This window comes from Synechococcus sp. SYN20, from assembly GCF_014279555.1.
Classification (GTDB): domain Bacteria; phylum Cyanobacteriota; class Cyanobacteriia; order PCC-6307; family Cyanobiaceae; genus Synechococcus_C.
In genome coordinates this window covers 682,147-704,595 of sequence record NZ_CP047959.1, presented here as the reverse complement: position 1 = coordinate 704,595, position 22,449 = coordinate 682,147, and the positions used below count along the sequence as shown (strand labels likewise).

The following is a 22,449-nucleotide window of genomic DNA, read 5'->3' as shown; positions in this document are numbered from 1 at the left end:
GATCCTAGTGCGCGCAGCCGGTTTCATCTGTTTTTCATCCCGGTTGCGCCATCCTCCGCCCATCCACTGCTTCCTCAGGCCTTTGCTTCTACGAATCCTCCAGCTGGCGGGAAGCGCCAGCCTTGCTGCAACGGCTCTGCTGGCCTCCCCCATCGCAGCCCCCCTCGCTCTTGCCCATGTGGGCCATGGCGATGAGTTTCAGCAGCAGGGCGACGCACGCCAGGTGCGCCGCAACGCCGAAACCGATGCCCTGTTGGGGGTGGCCACGGCAACGCCGGAAGAAGGGCCGGATGGGCTCTCGGTTCCCTCCACTGCTCTAGTCGATGCGAATGGCAAGCCACTGCTGTTCGTGCAAACCCAGACCACCTACGACCCTGTTCTCGTGGTGACGGGTTCCAGACAGGGTGACCGGGTTGTGATCACCGAGGGCCTTGATCCCACCGACGAGGTGGTGATCTCTGGCGCCCTCTCGCTGTACGCCGAATCGAAGAAGACACCACAGGCTGAGCCGGCAGCAGATAACAAAGCCGCTGCGCCACAGGACAGCGCGACGGCGAGCCCGTCCGCTCTACCCATTCCCGCCCTGGCAGCTGGCGCGGTTGTCGTACTCACCGCTGGGGCTATCTGGCTGAACCGCCGCAGGAAGACGGATGCTTGAGCGGTTGCTCAACACAACGCTGCGGTTTTCGATCGCTCGCCGCTGGCTGATCGTTGCCGCAGCCATCGCCATCAGCCTCTGGGGCCTGCTGGCGGTGAGCCAGATGCCCCTGGATGTGTTTCCCCCCTTCGCGCCGCCGCAGGTGGATGTGCAAACCAGCGCCGCTGGGCTCTCACCGGAAGAAGTGGAAACCCGCATCACGCTGCCGATCGAATCGGCAGTGAATGGCATTGCCGGGGTGGAGACCGTGCGCTCCTCCTCCAAGCCGGGTTTGTCGATGGTGCAGGTGGTGTTCAACCAGAACGCCGACATCTACCGCGCCCGCCAATCCGTGGCGGAGCGGCTGCAACAGGTGAGCGCCCAGCTGCCCGCCAACGCCGACGCTCCCGAGGTCTCCCCACTGGTCTCGCCACTGGGCACGATCCTGCAGGTTGCCTTCACGGTGACCGGCGATGGCGCCACATCGCTCATGGATCTGCAGCAGCTGATCCTGCGCTCTTACCGCCAGTCAATCCTGGCGGTGCCCGGCGTCGCCCAGGTCACGATCTACGGCGGCGATGAGCAGCAGTTTCAGGTGCTGCTTGATCCCCAGGAGCTGCAGGCTCAGGCTGTCTCGCTCCAGGCGGTGATGGAGGGTGTTGGCTCGGCGATGGCTACCAGCCCTGGGGGCTTCCTGATCGGGGGTGGCCAGGAGCGGTTGATTCGCCCCCTGGCTCAGGTTACGCAGGTGAGTGATCTCGCCGATGCGGCGGTGCAGAGCGAGCAGGGACGCCCGGTACTGCTCTCCACCTTGGGCCAGGTGAAGCGCGGTGTGGCGCTCAAACGCGGTGATGCCAGTTTCAACGGAAATCCCGCCGTTGTGCTGATGGTGATCAAGCAGCCCGATGTGGATACACCCACCGTGACTCGGGCGGTGGAGCAGCGGCTGACTGAGTTGAACCGCACGCTGCCTAACGATGTACAGGTCCAGACCACATTTCGTCAGAGCAATTTCATCGATAGTGCCATCCGCAATGTGAGCGAGTCGCTGCTCCAGGGGGTGGTGATCGTTTCGGTGGTGATCGTGCTGTTTCTCATGAACTGGCGCGCCGCCGTGATCAGCCTCATCGCCATTCCGCTGTCACTGCTGATTGGCCTGATGTTGATGAAGAGCCTGGGCCTGGGCATCAACACCATGACCCTGGGTGGGCTGGTGGTGGCGATCGGTTCGGTGGTCGACGACTCGATCGTCGACATGGAGAACTGCTATCGGGGGCTGCGCCGCAACCGGGCCAGCGACACGCCCAAATCGCCCCTGCAGGTGGTGTTCGACACCTCGGTAGAGGTGCGCCAGCCCGTGCTGTTCTCCACCGTGATCATCGTGGTGGTGTTTGCGCCGATCTTTTCGCTCACCGGCGTGGAAGGGCGCATCTTTGCGCCGATGGGCCTGGCTTATCTTCTCTCCATCGCGGCCTCCACATTGGTGGCGGTGACCCTGTCACCCGCGTTGTGCGCGATCCTGCTCGCGCCTGCGGAGCTGCCAGAGGAGAACACCTGGCTGGCTAACCAGGCCGAGCGGCTCTACCGCCCGATCCTGGATCTAGTCCTGCGCTCACCCCAGCGGGTGTTGGCGATCGCACTGGCCCTGATCGTGGCAACCACCCTGATCTTGCCGGCCTTGGGGCGGGTCTTTCTTCCGGAATTCCGCGAAAAGTCATTGGTGAATTCGATGTTGTTGTATCCAGGTGTGTCGTTGGAGATGACCAACCGAGCAGGGCTGGCTCTGACCCGTTCCCTGCAAGACAACCCTTTGTTTGAGTGGGTGCAGGTGCGCACGGGCCGCGCTCCAGGCGATGCCGATGGAGCTGGTGTGAACCTGGCTCATGTGGATGTGGAACTGAGTGACAAGGCCATGGCGAATCGGCCCGCTGCCATCGCCGAGCTGCGGCAAGCCTTTCTTAAGCTTCCCGGCGTAGCTCCCAACATCGGCGGCTTCATCTCCCATCGGATGGATGAAGTGCTCTCGGGGGTGCGCAGTGCCATTGCAATCAAGATCTACGGCACCGATTTAGGCGAACTGCGCCGCATCGGTGAGGCGGTGGAGAAGGCCATCAAACCCATTGATGGAGTGGTGGATCTGCAGTTGGAACCGCAGCTGCCGATTCCCCAGGTGCAGATCCACTACGACCGCCCGCTCGCGGCGGCGCTCGGGCTCACGGTGGAGGAGCTGTCGCAAGCAGTGGAGATCGCGCTCAACGGCAAGGTGGTGGGCCACGTGGTGGAAGGGGGTGTGCGCAGCGATGTGCTCGTGCAGCTTCAGGAGAATGCTCGCCAGAACCTGGAGGCCATCCGCTCGTTGCCGGTGGCCTTCAGCAATGGCATGACCGTTCCTCTCGGCAGTGTTGCCTGGGTTGAGGAAGGTCTGGGGGCCAACATCGTCAACCGAGAAGATGTTTCCCGCTTGATTGTGGTCTCGGCCAATGTCAACGGTCGGCCCCTTGGCAGTGTGGTGAAAGATATTCAGCGCACCATCACCCGGGATGTGCGTTTACCTCAGGGCTACACCATTCGCTATGGCGGTCAATTTGAATCAGAAGAGCGGGCAACCGCGTCTCTGGTCTTCTACAGCGCTGTTGCCGCAGTGGTGATCGGTGTGCTGATGGTGATTTCGGTGAAATCAGTGCCCGCCACAGTGGCGATCATGCTCAACCTGCCCCTGGCCCTGATCGGAGGTGTGGTGGCGGTGTTGCTCACGGGAGGAGTGCTATCGATCGCCTCGTTGATCGGCTTCATCACGCTGTTTGGCATCGCCGTGCGCAATGGGTTGTTGCTGGTGGACAACTACAACCGCCGCCACGGCGCAGGGCAACCCCTGGGCGAGGTGATCCGTGAGGGAAGCCTGGAGCGCCTCAACGCCATCCTGATGACAGCCCTCTCCTCGGCACTCGGAGCCTTGCCTCTTGCACTCGCTTTCGGGGCCGGGAATGAAATCCTGCAACCGTTGGCTGTGGTGGTGCTCGGTGGATTGATCACCTCCACGGCCCTGACCCTGCTGGTGCTCCCGGCGCTCTATGCACGCTTTGGCCATTGGCTGCTGCCCGCCCGCGACGGTTCGGCGTCGTCTCTTGCCTCTCTCCCGTCATGAACCTGAGCCTTAACCACCTCACGCATCACCTGCGCCAACCCGGCGTGCTTCTTCCTCTGGCGATCTCCGCATCTCTGCTGGTTGGAATCGGTGTGGGTCGCCAGAGCAGCCGGCCGGTCTCTGCGCCATCGGTTGCGGCGATGGACCGTGCGGATGCCAATGGCAGCGTGGCTCTCAGCGAAGACCAGCTTCGGCGATTGGGATTGACCACTGTTCGCCCCGAACTGAGCTCGGGCACGGAACGTCCGATCACTGGTTTTGTTGAAGCAGCAACATCGTCGCGCTCAAGCGTGGGGATGCCTGTGGCGGGACGTGTTTTACGTCTGATGGTGTCACCGGGCACCCGTGTTCGTGCTGGCGAACCGATCGCAGAAGTCCAAAGCGCTGATGCGGCTGCTGTACGCGCCGATGCCGATGCAGCGCAGGCCACGGCGCACTCGCTCGCATACCTGTACCGCCTTGCCGAACCCATGGCACGGCAAGGTGCACTCTCGACCCAGGAGCTGGAAAGCCGCCGCATCGCCAGCGTTACAGCCGCGACGACAGCCAGGGCAGCCGCTGCCAAGGCTTCAGCGCTAGGGAAGCCTGATGATTCAGGGCGTCTGTTGATTCGCAGTCCAATTGCCGGTCAGGTCACTGCTGTGAGCACCTCACCCGGTGCCGTCCTGTCTGTGGGGGAAGACGTGGCCCAGATCAGTGATGTCACAGGGGGTGAGCTTCGCTTCCTCGTGTCACCGGGACTCGCCACGAACATCAGGACCGGACAGCTGCTGCGCGTTCGAGCGGGAGCTCAGACGCTGCAGGCACGGGTGATCGCTGTGGCACCTGATGCGCAAACCGCCGGGCGCGTGATGCTGCTCCGCGCGCAACCTATTGATGCTCAACTCCCACCGATCGGAACAGCTATCACGGCCTTTGTGCAGATCCCATCCTCCGAGCAACGGTTCATTGTTCCGCAGGATTCCATTGCCCTGATCAATGGATCACCGGTGGTCTTTCGCTATCAACGGGGGGCTGTGGAACAGGTTGCTGTGGTGGTGGCCCAGCAAACGGCGGGGCAAGCGGAAATCCTTCAGGGTGTTCGTCAAGGTGATGTGCTCCTGAGAGGCAACACGCAGATGTTGCGCAACGCACTGGATGCTTCCAAGGACAGCAGCCAGAACTGAGTGAAGTTCAGCAACCCGATCAAACCGATGGCATCCTTGAGATGCGGTCAACTCTCTGGCTTCGCTGCGGCCGTGCTGTTCGGATGCAGCGCCCCACTGATCAGTACGTTCACGGCCAGCGGTTCGTCCCTGAGCATTGCCGGGTTGCTCTACGCAGGGGCGACTCTGGCTCTGGCGATTGTTCGGCTGATGAAAGGCCGAACCCAGGATGAAAGCCCCCTCCAACGGCGTGATGCGCCTGCCTTGGCTGGGTTGATCCTTCTGGGCGGGATCGTCGGGCCCGTTGCCCTGGTTCACGGCCTGGCGCGGTTACCAGCCGCATCGAGTTCACTGTTGCTCAACCTTGAGACCGTCTTCACCCTGGCCATCGCTGTTCTGGTGGGGCGTGAACATCTCGGCAAACGCGGCGCTGCGGCAGCAGCGCTCACCATCGCTGGGGCCATCGTTCTTTCGGATGGATCACTCGGCGGTGTCAATGCCACCGGAGCTGCCCTGATCGCTAGCTTTCTTGGGACGTCCCGGTGCAGCAGATGTGATCCCACCTTGTAAAACTTTGAGGGGTTCAGGTGAAGGATTGAACGTGAACTTGGTCATTATTGATATTCGATTAACAGTTCCAATCTATCTAAACAATCTGGATTAAGTGAAGTATTTAACCCTGTGTAAGTGAATCAACCCTGTGTAAGTGGTTAGAGTAAATTGCTATTTGAATTAACCCTGCACGTTTTTCACACTACGCTCTCACCGTATGGAGCCTAAGTCAGTAGTAGCAGTGCTTCTCATTTCAGAAAGGGCATTATGTTTTTTCTGAATGTCGCAGAGCAGGAGCAAGCGGGTAGAGCATCCCTGTGTAACCCTGTGTAGCTTTTAAAAAACATCTCCTCTTCTTGAAAATCAAGAACCCAGTCATAGCCTCAATCCTGCTAATAATAATAATATTTTTAAAAGCGTCTTATTAAATCCGTACAGGGTTAAAGCAATAGAAAGTGAAACGATTAACCCTGCACAACCCTGTGAAGTCAGTAATTGCAATGGGTTTGAGACATAAAAAAGCTGGGTCAAAGCCCAGCAAAGGAGATAATTAATTGAAATCGGATTGAAATTCAATCAATCACGAATGGATTTGACGTAGTTCAGTTCGTTAGTTCGACCTGTTGGTGTCCTGGTAATACAACCACGACGAGCCAGCTCTTTCAGTTGCTTTGTGATTTCAGATGAGGACAAGGTACGTGAGCGAATCTTTGTCTTCAATTCGTTCTCACGAATGCTTCCAACATTACGAACCGCTGTAAGAACAGAGCGGAGTTTGTCTAGCTCTATCTGCTTCTCTAATGCGTGTTCAGCCAGGTATGAAGCAGAGCAAGCGTCCTCACTGATGTGCTGATACTCCTGACGGATCCAGTACTCCAGCTTGATTGCCTTCTTTAACGTCTCCAATGTGACGCCTGTGCAGACGTTGTCCTTCCAGTTGAAGGTTTCCTCAGCGAAGGGATGATCGGGAGTTGCTGCCATCTCGATTTTGCGAGCACCTTTGAGAGCTTCAAACAGATGGATAAGCAAAGCGAACTTCAATACACGCACCTGACCTTTCTTTAGATAGGTGGCATAAGCAGGCTCCGTGTTTGCCTCGTGCAACCGCTCGGCTTCAAGATCCACCCTTGAGTGGAACTGTGAATACTCTTCCTGTGCATCAGGGTCAAACACCAGTGTGGTGCTGCTGTTCTCGCCAGCAAGATTGACTGTGCGTATGGAGGTGAGGAAGGGGATTAACCGCTCCTCCATAAAGGAAGTAATTGGAGACACACGCTCTAGCGGTGCTTTCTTCTTCTCTGTCGTTCCGTCATTGGCACGAACAAAGACCCAGCGACTTGTCCAACCGTTGTTGTCGATAGCAAAGTCAAGGAACTCAGAGAGGTACTTGTTCTGCAGGCAACCAGAGATGCTCAGTGATTGGTCTCTCGCTGCTCGGTCTTTGTCATCAGAAACACGAATGCTCTTGACCTTGAGGCTCTGGTTCCATCCAGTAATCAGGATGTTTGAGAACTCATCGGTAGAGCTATCGCCTGCGTTGCTCATCGCACCAGCACCACCAGACCAACGCTTGTAATGGAATAGTCCAGATGCTTCATCACGGTGGATGAGGAAACCTGCTCGTGGCTCCTGACGGAATAGCACCTTGCTTACTGCTTCAGGTGAGAAAGAACCAACTTCCCAGAAGAAGTCCTGCCTGTTCTGTTGAACCTTGGCAATCTTTTCTTTCTTGGCTAGGGCATCATCATTACTTCTGTTGATAGCTTCCAGCTTCTCAGCGACTTCACGTTCCTTTGCTTCTGACAAGGCTGTCATTGCAGTAACGAACGGCTCCATAGCAATGGATTTATTCTTGGAGCTATTGCCAGTGATGAAGAAGTAAAGATTAGGAGGCACAGGCTTACGCTGCACTCCTGACATAATCTCAACCTTAGAACCAATAATAGAAGCAGCTGAAGTCAGCATCATCAGTGCTGATGCAATTTCTCTTGCTCCAGTTTGAGAGCAGTCTTTCTCGATAACGCTTGCAACTGTTGAAGGCAAGATGTCGTCGAGTGTGAATTCAGCTTTGACTTCAGGTGCTAGGGACAGGTTATAGAAGTTGTCCTGCTCTTCAATTTGTTTGCTCGCTGCTTCTACTGCTGTCGAGACTTGTGTGTAACTCAGGTTGGGAAGTGAAGCCGTGATTGCTTGTATAACATCCGCCCGCCTCTCTGGGTATGAAGCAACAATAATTGCCGCATCCTTAAAGATAGGTGAAACAGTAAATACTGCTGATACTTCCTGTGTTCCTGAATTGTTGGTAGCAAAGCTAGAGACCTTGCTTTGGAAATCTTTTACAGCATCAATACCAGTCAGTTCGTTAGAGTTATTCACTGGATTTATAACCTTCTCTGTAGTGGAGTTCATCGGGCTCCCTGGTTAAGTTCACGCTGCTGATCGATCCAGCTTTGCAAAAGGTTCCTGATGACGGCACTTTTGTTGTATCCACCAAGCTTGAGGTAACCCTCGAACAGTTCGCTTAACTCTGTCTCGGCACGGAAGGTATGCCTGATCTCTAAATTGCCATTTCTTTTGGACATAATGTTATCTGTATAGGGTATTGTGTGCCTATGTATGACACTCCTTACCAATATACACACATAATTATGCAGCCGTGGGGTTAAAATGGTAGTAACGAATTAAACGCAGAGGTGCATTGTCGGTGCTATTGTTAATTAAGAGGAGGACTAGTTAATGATGAACCCATATAAGCATAAGGAAATCAGTAACCACCTGGATCACCGCATCGTTGATGTCTTTGTAAATCAGAATCCCTGCAATGAGTGGCTTGTATCAGCTGACGTAACGACTTGGGTATTTCAAACGAACAAGACAACTGCCTATCAGCAGAATTATGTCTATACAAAGTTGTTTGCATTGCTCGGTATGGAATACACAATCGAGGTGGAGCAATCATTCTTGGAACGGACACGGATACAGCAAGGTGAGTTCAAGGTGGATGCTTTCCGATTGAAGGATGCCACACTGGTTAAAGCTGATATCGCTCTCCCTTCATTGGAAGAACAAATTGAGGATGTCTTTACGATACAATCAGCTCAGCGACAGTGATGTAAGCCACGCTGTCTCTGTATCTTTGTTTATAATTGAGGGGTATAGGGTACAAAGTTAGACCGCTCAGCTGGATAGTTAGAGCGGTTTTTCTTTGTCTGCTTTATTTCAAGTTCCTTGCGAAACAATTGCATTAGCAATGTAGGTCATTACCGAACCTAGTATCTTCATAAAGGAAGGAATTGCGATGAACCAAATTGCAATATTGGCGATGAGAAGGTCCTTATCATTTTTACAGAATGGGACTTTAATGAACCAGAAAGACTTCCTGTTAAACCAGTATCCATGCTTCTTCTCATTCCTGACGACCCTGATGTGTTCGAAGCGTACAAACCTTTTTGTTTCCACTCTCTTCACACCAAATCGAGCTCTACCTGAAACATCAAAGAACATCCATGATGGTCTAGCTCCCCAGTCATATTCGTCGGAAGGAACGTCACCTTCCTTGTATGCATTACGGGATGTTTGAAGTAATGAAAACATAGTGACATCAGGCTCAGTCTATGGATAACGCTAATCCCCAGCTAGATATAGAAGCTTATACGCTCTATTGTTTTAAGGTTTATGTAAGCGCTGGAAGGATGCGAGTGAACTCAAACTTTGGAGTATTGTTGCTAATGTAGATATGGATAACGAGGTCACGGCAGAAGTTATAAGGGATTAAATTTAAACAAGCACAAGCTAATGGTCGCAAAGAATGAAGACGCAATCTATCAATCAGTTTTTCAATACACTCGGGATACAAACAGAAGTAGTAAATCAAAGCAAGGGGATCATCGAACTGCCTTACGTCAGCGGAATGATGGTGGCAGTTAGTGAAACACATGAAGCACAACTGGCAGCAACAACACGCTTCCGTGAAGTCAGCACAGCTAATCAGACAACCATCGCTTCATCTGTTGATCTGACACAGGCAGGAGGCACAACGGTTGTCCCTGGCGTGGATGTGATGGTGCCTGTCTTCTCTGTGTATGCAGGTCAGTTCCAAGACAAGTACGCAACCAATGGGAACAGGGTCACCAACAACAGGCTGCTCACCCTGATGAGCGAGATGGATGAGCTGAACAGTGGGAAGGCAAGGGTCAAGACGCCTTACCTGTCGTGGCTCTGTCAGTCACTTGGTATCAACCGTCCTCGGACATTGGAAGCACTTCAGGATCTGATCATCGAGGCAGCACAGCACCCTGATGCAGCAAGCGTTCCAGCGATAGAGCAACTGCTTGTAGGACGTGGGACTAGACACGCCGTTCTGACTGTCAGTTCAACCGTCGAATACAGGGACACTGAGCCCACCGTCAATGAAAGCGATTGGATGTTCTGTGATCTAGAGCGTTTAGTTGCTGGAGGTATCACCGATGCTCAAGCTTCCGTACTCAGGAAGACAAGCAAGGCGATGTGGAAAGCACTGGATTACAAGCCTGCTCCTGCTGCTACCCCAGTAGTCCTGACACAGAAGGCACAGACAATTCAAATGCTTGTCGCATAGCAGAGAGAAAGCCTGAAAAATCTATAGTCTTATTTGTAAGTACAGCCCTATCAATCAGATAGGGTTTTTTTATTGCTGTTAGATAAAGGGACTAGAATGGATAGAAGGCGTAAATCTACGGCGACGTTAGGTTAATACTAGATATCCAAGAAAGTTTTTAGATAATCCACGCACAATCTTTCTAGTTGTTATATTGGTGTTGTGATTGTTATGAATAAAGAAACTCATAGGTCACATTACTCTATACGTACAAAACAAAATGTCTAACATTATCAATCCAAGCAGTAACGCAGCACTTGCAGGTCAAGGCGGCATTGTTCTCAAAGCAAACATTGACAAGCTCATTGAGAATGCTGATGGCTCAGTGTCATTGGAAGCAGGAACACAAGGAGCGAACGATCAGACCTTCAAGGTAAACATCGTTGCGTTTGAAACTGCTGCCGATCAACTGAAAGCAGAGAAGCAGAAAGCAAAAGCGAAAGGCTCGCAGATCATGAGGGCAATGGTCTTTGGTCCACTCGAAGTTGATATCGAAGAGAACGCACTAGGTAAAAACGTCCCGCTTGCACTGAACCTGAATGCAATCATGGCCCGGCCTGTTCATCCAAACGAAGCAGTTGAACCACTGCAGAACAACTGCGTGATCATGGGCAAGGTCGTCAAGACTTCATTCCAAGGTGGCGGTGAGAAGGTCGAAGTCCAGTTCGGTCACCTTGCTTCCGCTATTGAAGACGGCTCATCACCAGCAGCAGTGAAGCTGTCAGGTGGAACCGCAAAGCTCCTTGCTGACTACGACGGTCAAGACGTTCAGCTCTGTGGAGCATTCACTCGCTACAAAGCAGAGAAGCCTGAAGGTGATATCCCTGCACACGACAGTGTTTCGTTTGCTGCTTCATCAGGACAGCTTGTTCAGATTGCAGGCGGACGCACCCGCTATCAACCGAAGAAGCAGAACAAGTCCAACGTGATCACCGCTAGCTACGAAGACGGATACGACGTGCCTGTTGATAAGGAAAGCGTCAAGGCAAGCCTGGCTGACCTCGACTTCTGAGGCTGAGAGATGCCTACGAAACCCTTAGACCTTCTGATTGAAACTGCGATCACTAAGAACACGGTTAATAAATCAAGGAAGGGACACGACGGAACACCAGAGCAAGGCACCTGGACGACTTACGTGGGCTCCCTAGAGGAGCTCATGCAGGATCACATCCTCAAGGGACACGGACTTGCTCAGACCCTATTCATGAAGGGTCATAGGGAGAGTGAGACTTCTTACGGCGGGAACCTGATGGTTCTCGATATCGATGACGCTGGATGTGACTACGAGAAGATCCTGGCTACTGACTTCTACAAGCAGTATTGCCTCGGTCTCTATAGCTCGTGCAGTGCATACAACGTCGGTCCAAAGAACGGACACGATGGACGCTTCCGTTGCAGGATCCTCGTTCTGCTCGGTCGTTCAAAGCAGACAGACTTCTATGAGTTGCAGCCAGGCGAGCACATCAGCCTGGACCGAGTGCATCTCGAGCACACAGCTATCGGTAACTGGTTGAAGGATCGGTTCTGCGAGCAGATGGGTTTGCCCAAGCTCCAAGACACCTGCAACCTCACAGTCAGTCAGATGTTCTACGGGAACAGTGGTGAAGGAACCATCGTTGATGGTGATGTCTCTTATCCCTGCTCGTCTCCCGTCATCTGGCATATCAATAACGGATACCTGCCAGCAGAAGACATCGATCTAATCGTTGGCCTTTACAAGGAAGAGCACCCAGAGATCTTTGAAGTACGGATGCTTCGGAGTGATGAGGAGCGAGACAGGGACTTCCTGCTAGCTCAATGGATGCTGCAGAACGACCTGTTCGACCACGATGATCTCACTAACAGAGAAGTGGCAGAGAAACAAATCGGTGCAGCTTGTGCCTCTATCAGTCTTGACTTATGTGAAGACTACCTAGAGATGATGAGCGTTGTAGATGATGGACATCCTTGGAGACAAGAGCACACACTACGAGCTTCATTCTTACGCTTCAAAGAAGATACAAGGATGACGCTAGGAACCTTGCGGATGTATGCATCACAAGGCACTCCAGGCTGGGAAGCACGCTGTCCTCTGCTTAATGGTTCAGGACAACGCACACACTTTGTCCCACCACAATCACCAGGCTTTAACGGTCTGAAAAGCACAAACCCTATCAACATTATTATTTAAAGCTATGTCTAAAGAAACAAAGCCTGATGCGCGCATCGGTGTGACTACTCGCTACACACAAGAAGAACTTAACAAGCTTGATTGGCTAGCCGAAAGACTTGGATGTGATCGAGCTAATGCACCAAGACATCTGATGTCTGGCTACTTAGTAGCTCACGCTGATCTGGCTGAGCAATACGACCGCAGCAAGGAGACAAGGCAATGAAGCAGACAAACCCCTATGCATCAGTGGGTGCATTACGTAAGGAAGACGACCACATTGTTGGAGGTCGGGTTCTTTTCGGAAAGAATAAAAAGATCGAGCGGTCATTAGCAGTGATGAGAAGCAAAGCAACTGGACAGGTCCGACTTGTTGATAGCGCTTGTCGGTCTGATGTTCCTATTAGTAGCGGCAAACAGCTGGTTGAACTGTTTATTACTGATGAAGCTACAAGCTTTGATCGGAAGACAGGGCACTGGTTTTACACACATTATTTAACTTAGATAACGGAGACAAACAAATGAACGAAGAGAACGGACCACAGTGGGATGAGAACGCAATCCTTTCGCAGTCAATGAACTGCGTGCCTGCTGATTTATTCAGAAGCACCAAGACAAAAGCAACCGTCATCGATAAGAAATTATCGAAGCAACTACAGCTACGAGCAGGGGCAGAGACCATCAAAGACTTGGCAGCAAAGCTGATTGAGTTACAGAACAAGCCACCTGTCTTTGCTCATGCTGCAATGTCTGATTGCATCTTGTCTTTGGAAACACTTATCAAACAGCACGCAACAACAGACCCAGAGACGCTGCAGATTATCTGTGGTTCGTTTGGTGTAGCTCTTGCTAATGCTGCGACGCTATACAAAGGTGAGATCATTCAATGTGATGACGATGAAATCATCTACGACTACAGCGTAGAAGAAGTCCTAATGGATGACGACTAGGTATCAAGAACAATCAACAAACAACTCAAGGAAAATAAAATGGAACAATCAGTAGAAAACTTCAGGCAAAGTCTAATCAATCAGAATCCAGACGTCAGTCATACAAGGGAGGTGACACTAGTCAGTGCAATCGACAATGCATACAATGCAATGGATGCCCTGACTGACATGCTGCTAGTGGAGATGGAGGAATCAACTTGCATTCACTGTGCCAAGATGCATGCATCATCCTTTGGTGAAATGCGTTTAGCGTTTAATGCTGTATCAGAGATGAGAGAAGCATATGCAGAAGACAGCGAGGTTCACGAGTAGTGCACATATAAGCTAGATTAAATATAAGCAAGTGCATTAACTCTCAGCTTGCTTGTGCTGCTGCCCTGCAGTTATTATTATCAACACGAGAGACGACAGCATTTAAACCTGTGACGTTGTAGTGCAGACACTGCCCACTCGGTTTGCTCCGGTGGGTTTTGTTGTATATAGATAGGGGACTACTAAATAGCATCAAGCTTAAGCGAATGATAGGCTCTGCTTATTAATTAGCAATCACACTACCTCCTCTCCCCCTCGCCACACCCCCTCCAATGGGGTGAGAAAACGTGCTTTATTTTATAGATAAAGTTGTATCGTGATGATACATAATGAGTGGTGCGTAAGGGGTTATATAAATAAACTTCTTACATTACTTACTGCTTAAATTACTTAACCGCAGGTGCCTGAGAAAAAAGGAATACAAGGAAAACGAGCGTGGCTTGCGTAGCTAATACCTGCAAACCGTTGGCATCACTGACGTTGTTGCGACTACGCTACCTGTAGTCCATCACTTGAACCGTATCTAAATGTTGCCAGAGTTGTAGGTATAAACGTATCAGCTCTATATGCGATACATAAGGCGCTCTGGGGCAGCCGAAAGGTACCTCTCTGATGGATGACACCTGACGACTATTTAAGGCATGCTGTAGAGGCATATAGATACAATTAACAGACCAAAGATAATAGTAAAAGCAATGATTAGATCCGCTTATATGTCAGTAACAGCAGCGGTATTTATGTGTGAAGCTCACGAAATCTACACTACATACAGGTCAAGGCGGTAGCTCTCGGTTATCAGCAATCAATCGTAGAATTGAAGATGAGCTGATGATAAAAGCAATGTCTGAAGATAACAAGAAGCCCAAGTTAGAAGAGTTAATGGAAGTGGTCGAGGCCTCACCACCTGAAATGAAGCAAAGGTTTTACGCAGGGATGGAGGGTAAGAAGCTAGACCGAACCCACGAGGTTCCAGATGTAATTAACACTCATCAAGACTTGAGCGCACATACGATTGATTGCATGAAGACTTTCGGCATCGATGCAGCTGCAACTCTAAATGATTACAGCTGCTCAGTGGAGGATGCTCTGATTCAACAGATAGAAAAGGTGAGGGAATATAGAGAGGCATTATGCAATATCGACATCATGCGTAAGGAGAGCGAGCTTCAGAATGCTCTGCTTAATCGTAGGCTTCGATTGATTCAAGATTTAATTCAACGAAAGCAAGTGGACAGTATCTCAGAGCTTATGAATGAGCCGCTTTAGTTTGTACAATTAGAAATAACTAAAGCGTTAATGTTATGCGTAAAGCTGGTGATGTATTGAAGGATGGCTCAAAGGAAGCAGCCTTCATGGGAGATGCGATTACTAACGCTGTAAATAATCCAAACCCAATGTTGGGGCCAATTGCATCGGAGCATATTGACCTTGACCGTGGTGTCAAAGGGTTGATTAATGACGGGGACGACAGGTCCATCATCTACAAGGGCAACAACAGAATCGAGGGACGCTTCGATGGTCTAGGCAACCCACTGCCTGGTCAGCCAACAGGTGCGAAAGACCTAAGGCAAATGCCAGAAGCAGAGTTCGAAGAGTATCAAAACATCTGGGAACAGAACGACATCAGGCGCAACGGCACAGGCAATATGGCAAAGGGCAACCCGTGGACAGGTGGCGTCAGCAATGAAGTGCCATTCACCTGATTAGTAGGCATTAAAAAGCAGCCCTCACTGAAGGCTGCCTGATAGCTATGGGTCGTTGTCAGTAGATGACTGCACTGCTGCCGTCATTCTTCATTGCATCCAAGATTTGAAGAAGAGCCACACCACCAGCAGCAACGCTTGCTCCACGTAACCCGCCACGAACGGCACGCTCTTTGACCTTGCGGTTGTATTTCTTGCCGTAGTTTTTCTCGAAGGCTGCATCACGTTCGTAGCCAGAACCTGAGCCACGCTTACGGTCTTTAGCCATATCAACTGCCATCTCTCGTGATGGTGCATTGCTTAGGTGATAGCCAGTAAGCCCACCGAGACCAGCTGCAATGCCAGTGCCAACAACAGTTCCAGTCACTGGATTGACGATGACGTTTGCATCACGGTCATCACCTTGAGAGTTGTTGATAACAGCAGCAGTAGAACCACTAGCTAGTGCACCTAAACCAAGCATCATTAGTTTGTCATCAATGATCTTGCGTGTTGCCTGTTGAGCTTTCAGTTCACGTGGTGTTAGCTCTGCAGCAGGTGTGTTCATCGAAACCTTACGGTTGTTTGAATTAAGTGACGGCACACCAACCTGATCCATCAATGTGCGCTCGGCCATATCTTCAAAGGCATCAGCGTCTCTGGTTGTATATGACCCGGTCCAAGGATCTGCAATTTCCTCCATCAACCTTTCATCATCCAAACGTTCTCGAAGCATTTGTTGATTCTGCAACTCACGAACGTTCGTCCCACCAGGTAGGTAGCGTTGGTCGAGGTCAATCTTGTCAATAGCAGATTGAATCTGACGAGGTGACCCACCACCATTCAATAGTTGCAGTGCTTGGTTTAGGCGGCTGATGTTACGCATCGTTCTTTATCTATTTCTTTTACCATTGTAGTTAGCAATAGGTACAAATTAGATGGCGAATAAAGTAGGCCGACCAAAGACACAACCCAAGTCGCCACATCAGCTAAAGCAACTGGCGCTTGAAGGTATTCATCGAACTCAGCGAAGATATCGAGAACAACTAGTGCCCGATGTTGAAGAGTTATGCGACACTGTAGATAATCTCACGCATCGCAATCGCTTCACTCAAGAAGAGATGGACGAACTGAAGTTGAAAGTCAATCGTTTATACGATGAGTTTGTCGTCACACAGATGGCTGATGATGAAGTCATGTGGTCAGCCACTGAAGCAAGGATTGATAGTGCATTAGCTGAAGGTAACTCCGCTCCATCAAAACCAATGACAGAAGAAGAGTGGAGAAAACTCCATCGTCTTCGTCCTAATGGCAAACGAAAGCCAGGACCGTTGCCTAAGAAGAAGAAGAATATTTACGAGATACCAGCAGGAACAAGCGGACTTGCAGAAGAGAGGACGCCTTCACTTGACTGCGATGAGCTCGAACGTCAATGGCTGGAGAACTACATCGAAGAACAGAAGAATGAACCACAGTTCCTAAAGGGAAAGCGTGTTCGTAATGGCAGCGTGCCTATGCAACCAGTGAAGCCAGCAGCAAACATCTGGATTTAATAAAACGAACGAGGGTCAAGCAATAGTAGATATAACAATCCAAATTATTTTTGAAAATCTTTTGGATATGTAGAGAGCATTGGTAGTGCAGTGTGTATATGAACTCACGGCAGTAAACCAATTAAGGGTGGCTGTGTATTTATTACTAGAGTAAGCACTAGCCAAACAAAGGCTGTCTGCCCTTGTTGAACCTAGGCAATTCCATTGAGGCAACTAGCGTTGAGCAATTGATAACTTATGCTGATGTTTGTTGATAAGCAGGTCTTATGAATGGCGACTCTTGATATGCATATACGTAGCAATCAATTGAGTGTATTTGCGTGGAGCAATCAGCTAACTATGCTGCCGCATGGGCGAATGAGAATGATTCTCAAAGCGGGAATGATTCAGCCCTGCTTGTAGGCAAAAGCAAGGAACATATGAGTCAACAGTTTTCAACTGTTTAACGCCCGTCCTTTGACCGGTCAGAAGTTTTCCAATAGTGCATTGGACATAACAGCGGCAATGGCTAGACAACTGGCGACAGCGAGGAAGCCCATGGGAGCAAGTTGAACACTGCATGATCATTTCCCTTTGAAGCGACCATCGTCTGTCTCAGATGAGACTATTTCGAGATCGCACAAAGCTAAGCAAGCTTCAATCAAACAGCGATCCACCAGGCAGAACTCAGGTGGGTGGAAACGATGTCAGCCAAAGTGGTGAACATGGAATGGACAGACGAATTCATCACCAACGCTCAGCACGAGCTGACGGCAATGGTGAAGGACTGGAAATACGACTACGGAGCGGACGACAAGGCATGTGTCGCGATGTTGTCGTGGATGATCCTCAGATTGAAGCCTGATGCCGAGATTGACCTTGGCTCCTTTTGAAGTGCAGAAATCTGGCGGGTGGAAGCGTTGCCCGCCCAGGTTGTGATTGGTCGTAAACCAAAGGTTCACCATTCTGTGTGAGCTTTTTTGTCAAACGACAGTCCATCCAGTGATCGGACGACATGCGTGACTTCATCCCCGTTAACCCACGTGATGCAACCGTCATCGACGTTGGCGACCTGAAACATTGTGTTCACCCTCGGATCTCTGGCTCCTCCTTCGCAGAAAACAACCTGACCCATCCACCAGTTGTCGTTGAACTGCTGTGCAACCTGCTGCTCTCCCTCAACGATCACCCAATCACCAGCCTTGACGGTGAGGAATGTTGGAGGCTTGGTCCCTTCAAGTGGACTGATTGCTGGAGAGAAATGGTCAACGCTCACTAGTACGCCTGAACTATTGCGTGAGTTCTAAGGCAGGCGAATCAGCAGGTCAAGCCCCTGCTTGCCGAGTCAAAAGTAGTCGCAAATGTAGTAGCAAACTCCAAGCAATCGAAAGCTACTACGGGTTTCACATCAGCTCACTTCCCCTGCCACAACTTGAGTCTCACACTGGTCTTAACCTGTACCATGGGTGCGGATGTCCCGTCAGTAACTGGGCATGGGGCCACGTGCTCATCCAACGCACCAACGCGATCAAGAACAACGCCAACTGCTGCACTGGCCAGATCAATACCGGCATCACCACTGCAGCGATCGCCGTTGGCAGCATCAATGTGAGCAGCGCCAGGATCATCGCCGCAAGGGTGAGCGGTGCCAGCAAAGGTGCAGCGATCAGGTTGCTAACTAGCGAGTACAGGGGCACAGAACCGAAATGCAGGATTTGCAGGGGAAGGGTCCAGAGAAGCGCCGCCACTGGCACCGATACGGCGGGAGCGAGAAGCCGCATCCAAGGATGAGAACAACGCTGAAGGAACCACTGCTCTAAGGGCTGCGAACTGAGCACTAAACCCGCCGTCGCAGCGGCACTGAGCTGGAAGCCAATCGATCGTGCCCATGAAGGATTCACCAACAGCATCAAAACCAATGTGCTGAGCAGCACGCCTAAGGGTTGGGCGCGAGAGCCCCGCTCTCGGATCAAGAGAACGGCAGCTCCCATCAACACCGCGCGAACAACTGATGGCTGACCGCCCGCTAGTGCAAGAAAAACAGCCATCGCGCCCACTCCAGCCGCCAAGCGCAAGGGCGTACCAACCCTGCGCGTTAGGGCAAGGGTGGCTCCCAACAACACGGAAAGGTGAAATCCAGACGCCGCTAAGGCATGGGATAAACCGGCGACGCGAAAGGCCTCTCGCAGCTCTGAGCTGAGCTCAACTTGGGCACCGCCCAGCACCAAAGCCGCCAACAGGCCACCTGAGTGCTCTCCTGCTAGATCTTGAAATCGAGTAGCGATCCGACGACGCCCATCCGCCAGAGGCGTGTGATCTTGATGGATCAGCTCCACTTGCTTGGTACGGAATTGGGTCCAGCACCCGCGAGCTGCGAGCCGCTTAGACGGATTAGGAAGCAAAGGATGGCTTGCTACTGCAGGAGTCACGAGCTGACCTTGAGCCCTCACGGAGGCGCCTTTGCGCAACATCTGGTGGCAAGGATCCACCACCAACTCGGTGCGGCCATCAAGAACCTGGCCCGAAAGATGGTTCACCTGCAGCAAGGCTTGGCAGCGCTCCCTACGAACAGGTGCATCCGCGAGAGCACGGCCCTCAATCACCAGCGGTATCTGATCGGAACCGCTTGGCACAAACTGAAGCGGATCGAGTGGTGTGGGCGTGGCCGCTTGCCCCGTCAACGAGCGCAGCAACAAGCCACCCAGCACAACAACAAGAACAAACAGCTTCCATCGGAACAATGAAAACTGACGGCAGATCAGCAGAACAGCCGCAGCAAGCCCTACCAACACCACACACCAGTGTTGAGTGGCCTGGGACAAGGCCGCCCCAAGCTGCGTGGCAAGCATTAATAGAACCAGCCAAAGAGCAACGTTCATCAACGCAAGGTCATCGAGCTGGTTGAAGGATTCCCCTTAAGTTGGAATAAAAGCGATGCATGCAAATGCATCATCAAACAGTTTTTTCTATTTCAAATCAAGATCAGCAAAATAAAACCCATACGAAAAACAATAGAACCCTTTATCCATTCATCTATTCATTCATTCAAGCCGTTAAGCACCAATGAACTTAAGAGTGAAGAATTGGATTTTTAATGCTTAAACAGGAACAGACCCAACATCCACTGCGATATCAAATAACCACAACTTTAGTAATGAATCAGAGTCTCAACGACCTGCAACCGCCGCCGCTTTTTGCTTCAGCAAAGGAAAGCCGAGAGCCTCCCGTTCGGCCAACCAAGCCTCAGCTACTTTTCGGGCCAGATTGCGAATCCGCCCAATCGTGGCGGTGCGTTCTGTCACCGAGATCACACCACGTGCTTCTAAGAGATTGAAGGTGTGGCTGCACTTCAAAACAAAGTCGAGGGCAGGAGCTGGCAAGTTTTGTTCGATCAGGTCACTGGCTTCTGCCTCATAAATGGCAAAGAGCTGTTTGAGACGATCAGGATTAGAGGCTTCAAAATTAAATTGACATTGCCCCTTCTCAAAAGGAAGCCAAATATCTCCGTAGCTGCGTTCTGTATTCCAGCTCAAATCCCAGATGCTTTCCACATCCTGCAAGTACATCGCTAAGCGCTCTAAGCCGTAGGTGATCTCAATGGATACGGGCTTGCAATCAATGCCGCCACATTGCTGGAAGTAGGTGAACTGGGTGACCTCCATCCCGTCTAACCACACCTCCCATCCCACACCCCAAGCACCAAGCGTTGGCGACTCCCAGTTGTCCTCCACAAAACGAATGTCGTGATCCGCAGCGCAAATTCCTAGGGCCGCAAGGGAGGCGAGATAGGTTTCCTGAATGCCATCGGGAGAAGGCTTGATCAGCACCTGATATTGGAAATAGTGCTGCGCACGGTTGGGGTTATCGCCATAACGACCATCGGTGGGGCGCCGGCAAGGTTCTGGATAGGCAACCGCCCACGGCTCAGGTCCAATCGCCCGCAGCACCGTATGCGGGCTCATCGTTCCAGCACCCTTTTCCGTGTCATAGGGCTGCAACAACACACAGCCCTGCTCTCCCCAAAAGCGATTCAGCGTGCTGATGATGTCCTGGAAGTGCATACCGAGCAGGGGCCTAGTGGGAACAGTTGGACTTGCTCACTGAGTTCTGCGCTATTGCAGGCTTTGGAACGCGCATCGGACGATGGCGAAACCGGCGAGCAACGCAGAGAACCTGTGGAGCTAAAAGGCTAGTCGAGCACAGGCTTCTGGCCTAAACCGACAAGCACGCGCGCGCCTCAGGCGGATTTAGTAGCGACTTGCTCACGATTTCGTCATACCTCCGCTGACGGAAAAGCCAAAGTGATGGAGCGAAAGCAAGACGCGCTGAGAGGGGTTGAGAGCCCTCTCTTTTTATGGTCCACAGCCAGAGCCCCACACAGGATCTGTGGCCTCCACCCCTGACGTCGCAAAGCCTTCCATAGCTGCTCTGCCCTCATCCACGAAGACCCGAGGACACCCAGTAGCCATCAGGACCCTTGAGCCAACCCTCCCCTTCCATCCCACGCAAGCAACCAGAGTGGGGGTGGCAAGCCCTTAATAACGAAACTGCTGAAAGGTCTTAACGGGTATCGCTTCGTCGTCATCTGAGCGACTCACGACGGCATCACGCGCCACACCTAGCTCAATGCATTCAAAAGAGCGCAACTCTTGATCATCAGTGCATTCTCGACGCTGATACTCAACTTTGTTTACTTTGCGATCCTGAATGGTCTTTTTCTGGGGGATCTTCACTTCATCAACTGCCATTCCTTCGCGCGGGCCAAACGAACACAACTCCCTAGCAAGATCTGTCTCAGCCTTGTCAAGACAAACACTATATTCGGCCTCTATCTTCCGCCTCATAGACTGATCATTCTGGGTCTTTAATTTCTTTTTTTCCAGCGCAGTCAACGGCACCGTGCGCCGAACCGTCGTCAGCGTTTCCACCACATAACTACCGCCGAGCGAGATCCATTCGTTCGCCGCCTGTTCAGCCTTCTCCTTCGACTGAAAAAGGGAACTATCCATCTCACTAGGGGCAGGAATTGTGCGCCTGGCCTTGGAGTAGAAGAGACCCGCATAAACCAGCATGCCAATCAAACCTGTGCCGACAACAGCCACAAACAAAGCCGGAGTAGAAGGCCCTTTCAATCAATAACGAGCAAGCAATAAAAATCTAGCAGGCATCAGCCAGGCAATAAGAATCAAGGATCTAAGCAAATAACAAAGATCTAAATTCAATTCATTCAGATTCGTTCAAATCCAAAGATTGAGGCCCAGATCAAATCTTGCTCCAATCAAGTTGTTCGATCAAGAGGAAAGCCGGCAACGCCTGGTCTCACCCCTTTGCAAAACAGCGATCCAAATGAGCGACAGCGTGCTGTTGACGCGAGCGAGAGCGGGAGATGCTGGGGCTAATAATCCCCAACCAAAAGCGTCCACCTCCCTGAACGACCAGCACAGGTTTGCTCGCCCGTTTCCCCTGGGACTTCAGCAGCGACAGGCTGAGTTTGTCTGCGACCTCCGCACCCCGCGGTTTCGATCGCAGCCTGGCCAGCACAGGGTTGACTTGAGCGATGGGCAGAAAGCTCGCTGTTTGAGATTCCGTGACCAGGATCATCCCGTCTAGCCATGCCACCTCCACCAAGAGATCTTCAATCGAAGCCAGCAATGACGGGAGCGGGAAGGCCAAACGGATACCTCCGTTTCTTAACGTTTTCTTCCTAAT

At 51.6% G+C, this 22,449-nt stretch carries 22 protein-coding genes; 14 read left to right on the top strand and 8 right to left on the bottom strand.

The window, feature by feature from the left end:
• The first annotated feature begins 7 nt into the window (after positions 1-7).
• The 4 genes from SynSYN20_RS03665 to SynSYN20_RS03650 are packed head-to-tail and all read left to right on the top strand — an operon-like array spanning position 8 to position 5,497.
• Positions 8-658, top strand: coding sequence for an efflux RND transporter periplasmic adaptor subunit (locus SynSYN20_RS03665; RefSeq protein ID WP_255476436.1), 651 nt, complete (start codon positions 8-10; stop codon positions 656-658).
• A complete protein-coding gene (locus SynSYN20_RS03660) occupies positions 651-3,782 on the top strand; it encodes an efflux RND transporter permease subunit (RefSeq protein ID WP_115070379.1) in 3,132 nt (1,043 codons plus the stop codon). Before SynSYN20_RS03665 ends, SynSYN20_RS03660 begins: the two co-directional genes overlap by 8 nt.
• Positions 3,779-4,948: an efflux RND transporter periplasmic adaptor subunit gene (locus tag SynSYN20_RS03655; RefSeq protein WP_115070378.1), complete on the top strand. Its 1,170-nt coding sequence runs from the start codon at positions 3,779-3,781 to the stop codon at positions 4,946-4,948. Before SynSYN20_RS03660 ends, SynSYN20_RS03655 begins: the two co-directional genes overlap by 4 nt.
• Positions 4,949-4,975: 27 nt before the next feature.
• Positions 4,976-5,497, top strand: a complete 522-nt coding sequence (locus tag SynSYN20_RS03650) for a DMT family transporter (protein ID WP_186524778.1) — start codon at positions 4,976-4,978, stop codon at positions 5,495-5,497.
• Between the two features lie 558 nt (positions 5,498-6,055).
• Here the strand turns inward: SynSYN20_RS03650 and SynSYN20_RS03645 are convergent.
• Positions 6,056-7,888 (bottom strand): DUF3987 domain-containing protein, encoded by a 1,833-nt coding sequence (locus SynSYN20_RS03645; RefSeq protein ID WP_186524777.1) that lies wholly within the window; start codon positions 7,886-7,888, stop codon positions 6,056-6,058.
• 330 nt (positions 7,889-8,218) lie between these two features.
• Between SynSYN20_RS03645 and SynSYN20_RS03640 the strand changes: the two genes are divergently transcribed.
• Positions 8,219-8,590 (top strand): hypothetical protein, encoded by a 372-nt coding sequence (locus SynSYN20_RS03640; protein ID WP_186524776.1) that lies wholly within the window; start codon positions 8,219-8,221, stop codon positions 8,588-8,590.
• 108 nt (positions 8,591-8,698) lie between these two features.
• Here the strand turns inward: SynSYN20_RS03640 and SynSYN20_RS03635 are convergent, their stop codons facing one another.
• Positions 8,699-9,073: a hypothetical protein gene (locus SynSYN20_RS03635; protein WP_186524775.1), complete on the bottom strand. Its 375-nt coding sequence runs from the start codon at positions 9,071-9,073 to the stop codon at positions 8,699-8,701.
• Between the two features lie 319 nt (positions 9,074-9,392).
• Between SynSYN20_RS03635 and SynSYN20_RS03630 the strand changes: the two genes are divergently transcribed.
• From SynSYN20_RS03630 to SynSYN20_RS03600, 7 genes are all read left to right on the top strand, one after another.
• The gene (locus SynSYN20_RS03630) at positions 9,393-10,076 is read left to right on the top strand and encodes a hypothetical protein (RefSeq protein ID WP_186524774.1); all 684 of its coding nucleotides are present in this window, start codon (positions 9,393-9,395) and stop codon (positions 10,074-10,076) included.
• 259 nt (positions 10,077-10,335) lie between these two features.
• Complete coding sequence (locus SynSYN20_RS03625) at positions 10,336-11,127, top strand: hypothetical protein (RefSeq protein ID WP_186524773.1); 792 nt, start codon at positions 10,336-10,338, stop codon at positions 11,125-11,127.
• Positions 11,128-11,136: 9 nt separating this feature from the next.
• On the top strand, positions 11,137-12,285 hold the full coding sequence (locus tag SynSYN20_RS03620) for a hypothetical protein (protein ID WP_186524772.1): 1,149 nt from the start codon (positions 11,137-11,139) through the stop codon (positions 12,283-12,285).
• Positions 12,286-12,289: 4 nt separating this feature from the next.
• Positions 12,290-12,490: a hypothetical protein gene (locus tag SynSYN20_RS03615; RefSeq protein WP_186524771.1), complete on the top strand. Its 201-nt coding sequence runs from the start codon at positions 12,290-12,292 to the stop codon at positions 12,488-12,490.
• Between the two features lie 295 nt (positions 12,491-12,785).
• Positions 12,786-13,214 carry a hypothetical protein gene (locus SynSYN20_RS03610; protein WP_186524770.1) on the top strand — a complete coding sequence of 143 codons (429 nt, stop codon included), beginning with the start codon at positions 12,786-12,788 and terminating at the stop codon, positions 13,212-13,214.
• A gap of 1,053 nt (positions 13,215-14,267) precedes the next feature.
• Positions 14,268-14,792: a hypothetical protein gene (locus tag SynSYN20_RS03605; protein WP_186524769.1), complete on the top strand. Its 525-nt coding sequence runs from the start codon at positions 14,268-14,270 to the stop codon at positions 14,790-14,792.
• A 35-nt stretch (positions 14,793-14,827) separates the two neighbouring features.
• Positions 14,828-15,229 carry a hypothetical protein gene (locus SynSYN20_RS03600; protein ID WP_186524768.1) on the top strand — a complete coding sequence of 134 codons (402 nt, stop codon included), beginning with the start codon at positions 14,828-14,830 and terminating at the stop codon, positions 15,227-15,229.
• A 58-nt stretch (positions 15,230-15,287) separates the two neighbouring features.
• On the opposite strand, the gene SynSYN20_RS03595 is transcribed toward SynSYN20_RS03600, so the two are convergent.
• Positions 15,288-16,094: a hypothetical protein gene (locus SynSYN20_RS03595; protein ID WP_186524767.1), complete on the bottom strand. Its 807-nt coding sequence runs from the start codon at positions 16,092-16,094 to the stop codon at positions 15,288-15,290.
• Between the two features lie 163 nt (positions 16,095-16,257).
• On the opposite strand from SynSYN20_RS03595, the gene SynSYN20_RS03590 reads away from it, so the two are divergent.
• Together SynSYN20_RS03590 and SynSYN20_RS03585 are read left to right on the top strand one after the other, a co-directional pair.
• Positions 16,258-16,761, top strand: a complete 504-nt coding sequence (locus tag SynSYN20_RS03590) for a hypothetical protein (RefSeq protein ID WP_222929751.1) — start codon at positions 16,258-16,260, stop codon at positions 16,759-16,761.
• A gap of 683 nt (positions 16,762-17,444) precedes the next feature.
• Complete coding sequence (locus tag SynSYN20_RS03585) at positions 17,445-17,633, top strand: hypothetical protein (protein WP_186525419.1); 189 nt, start codon at positions 17,445-17,447, stop codon at positions 17,631-17,633.
• A 65-nt stretch (positions 17,634-17,698) separates the two neighbouring features.
• Here the strand turns inward: SynSYN20_RS03585 and SynSYN20_RS03580 are convergent, their stop codons facing one another.
• The 5 genes from SynSYN20_RS03580 to SynSYN20_RS03560 form a co-directional block, all read right to left on the bottom strand.
• Positions 17,699-18,016, bottom strand: a complete 318-nt coding sequence (locus SynSYN20_RS03580) for a DUF3104 domain-containing protein (RefSeq protein WP_186524765.1) — start codon at positions 18,014-18,016, stop codon at positions 17,699-17,701.
• A 163-nt stretch (positions 18,017-18,179) separates the two neighbouring features.
• Positions 18,180-19,619 carry a ComEC/Rec2 family competence protein gene (locus SynSYN20_RS03575; RefSeq protein WP_255476356.1) on the bottom strand — a complete coding sequence of 480 codons (1,440 nt, stop codon included), beginning with the start codon at positions 19,617-19,619 and terminating at the stop codon, positions 18,180-18,182.
• 288 nt (positions 19,620-19,907) lie between these two features.
• Positions 19,908-20,801 (bottom strand): glycine--tRNA ligase subunit alpha, encoded by an 894-nt coding sequence (gene glyQ / locus SynSYN20_RS03570; protein ID WP_186524764.1) that lies wholly within the window; start codon positions 20,799-20,801, stop codon positions 19,908-19,910.
• A gap of 474 nt (positions 20,802-21,275) precedes the next feature.
• Positions 21,276-21,872: a hypothetical protein gene (locus tag SynSYN20_RS03565; protein ID WP_255476355.1), complete on the bottom strand. Its 597-nt coding sequence runs from the start codon at positions 21,870-21,872 to the stop codon at positions 21,276-21,278.
• A gap of 187 nt (positions 21,873-22,059) precedes the next feature.
• Entirely contained in the window at positions 22,060-22,413 is a 354-nt protein-coding gene (locus SynSYN20_RS03560; protein ID WP_186524763.1) for a hypothetical protein, read from the bottom strand.
• Positions 22,414-22,449 lie beyond the last annotated feature (36 nt).

Coding starts and splice junctions, on each gene's coding strand:
- SynSYN20_RS03660 (WP_115070379.1), top strand. CDS start 651: ATGCTTGAGCGGTTGCTCAACACAACGCTGCGGTTTTCGATCGCTCGC.
- SynSYN20_RS03655 (WP_115070378.1), top strand. CDS start 3,779: ATGAACCTGAGCCTTAACCACCTCACGCATCACCTGCGCCAACCCGGC.
- SynSYN20_RS03650 (WP_186524778.1), top strand. CDS start 4,976: ATGGCATCCTTGAGATGCGGTCAACTCTCTGGCTTCGCTGCGGCCGTG.
- SynSYN20_RS03645 (WP_186524777.1), bottom strand. CDS start 7,888: ATGAACTCCACTACAGAGAAGGTTATAAATCCAGTGAATAACTCTAAC.
- SynSYN20_RS03640 (WP_186524776.1), top strand. CDS start 8,219: ATGAACCCATATAAGCATAAGGAAATCAGTAACCACCTGGATCACCGC.
- SynSYN20_RS03635 (WP_186524775.1), bottom strand. CDS start 9,073: ATGTTTTCATTACTTCAAACATCCCGTAATGCATACAAGGAAGGTGAC.
- SynSYN20_RS03630 (WP_186524774.1), top strand. CDS start 9,393: ATGGTGGCAGTTAGTGAAACACATGAAGCACAACTGGCAGCAACAACA.
- SynSYN20_RS03625 (WP_186524773.1), top strand. CDS start 10,336: ATGTCTAACATTATCAATCCAAGCAGTAACGCAGCACTTGCAGGTCAA.
- SynSYN20_RS03620 (WP_186524772.1), top strand. CDS start 11,137: ATGCCTACGAAACCCTTAGACCTTCTGATTGAAACTGCGATCACTAAG.
- SynSYN20_RS03615 (WP_186524771.1), top strand. CDS start 12,290: ATGTCTAAAGAAACAAAGCCTGATGCGCGCATCGGTGTGACTACTCGC.
- SynSYN20_RS03610 (WP_186524770.1), top strand. CDS start 12,786: ATGAACGAAGAGAACGGACCACAGTGGGATGAGAACGCAATCCTTTCG.
- SynSYN20_RS03600 (WP_186524768.1), top strand. CDS start 14,828: ATGCGTAAAGCTGGTGATGTATTGAAGGATGGCTCAAAGGAAGCAGCC.
- SynSYN20_RS03595 (WP_186524767.1), bottom strand. CDS start 16,094: ATGCGTAACATCAGCCGCCTAAACCAAGCACTGCAACTATTGAATGGT.
- SynSYN20_RS03585 (WP_186525419.1), top strand. CDS start 17,445: ATGTCAGCCAAAGTGGTGAACATGGAATGGACAGACGAATTCATCACC.
- SynSYN20_RS03575 (WP_255476356.1), bottom strand. CDS start 19,619: ATGAACGTTGCTCTTTGGCTGGTTCTATTAATGCTTGCCACGCAGCTT.
- glyQ (WP_186524764.1), bottom strand. CDS start 20,801: ATGCACTTCCAGGACATCATCAGCACGCTGAATCGCTTTTGGGGAGAG.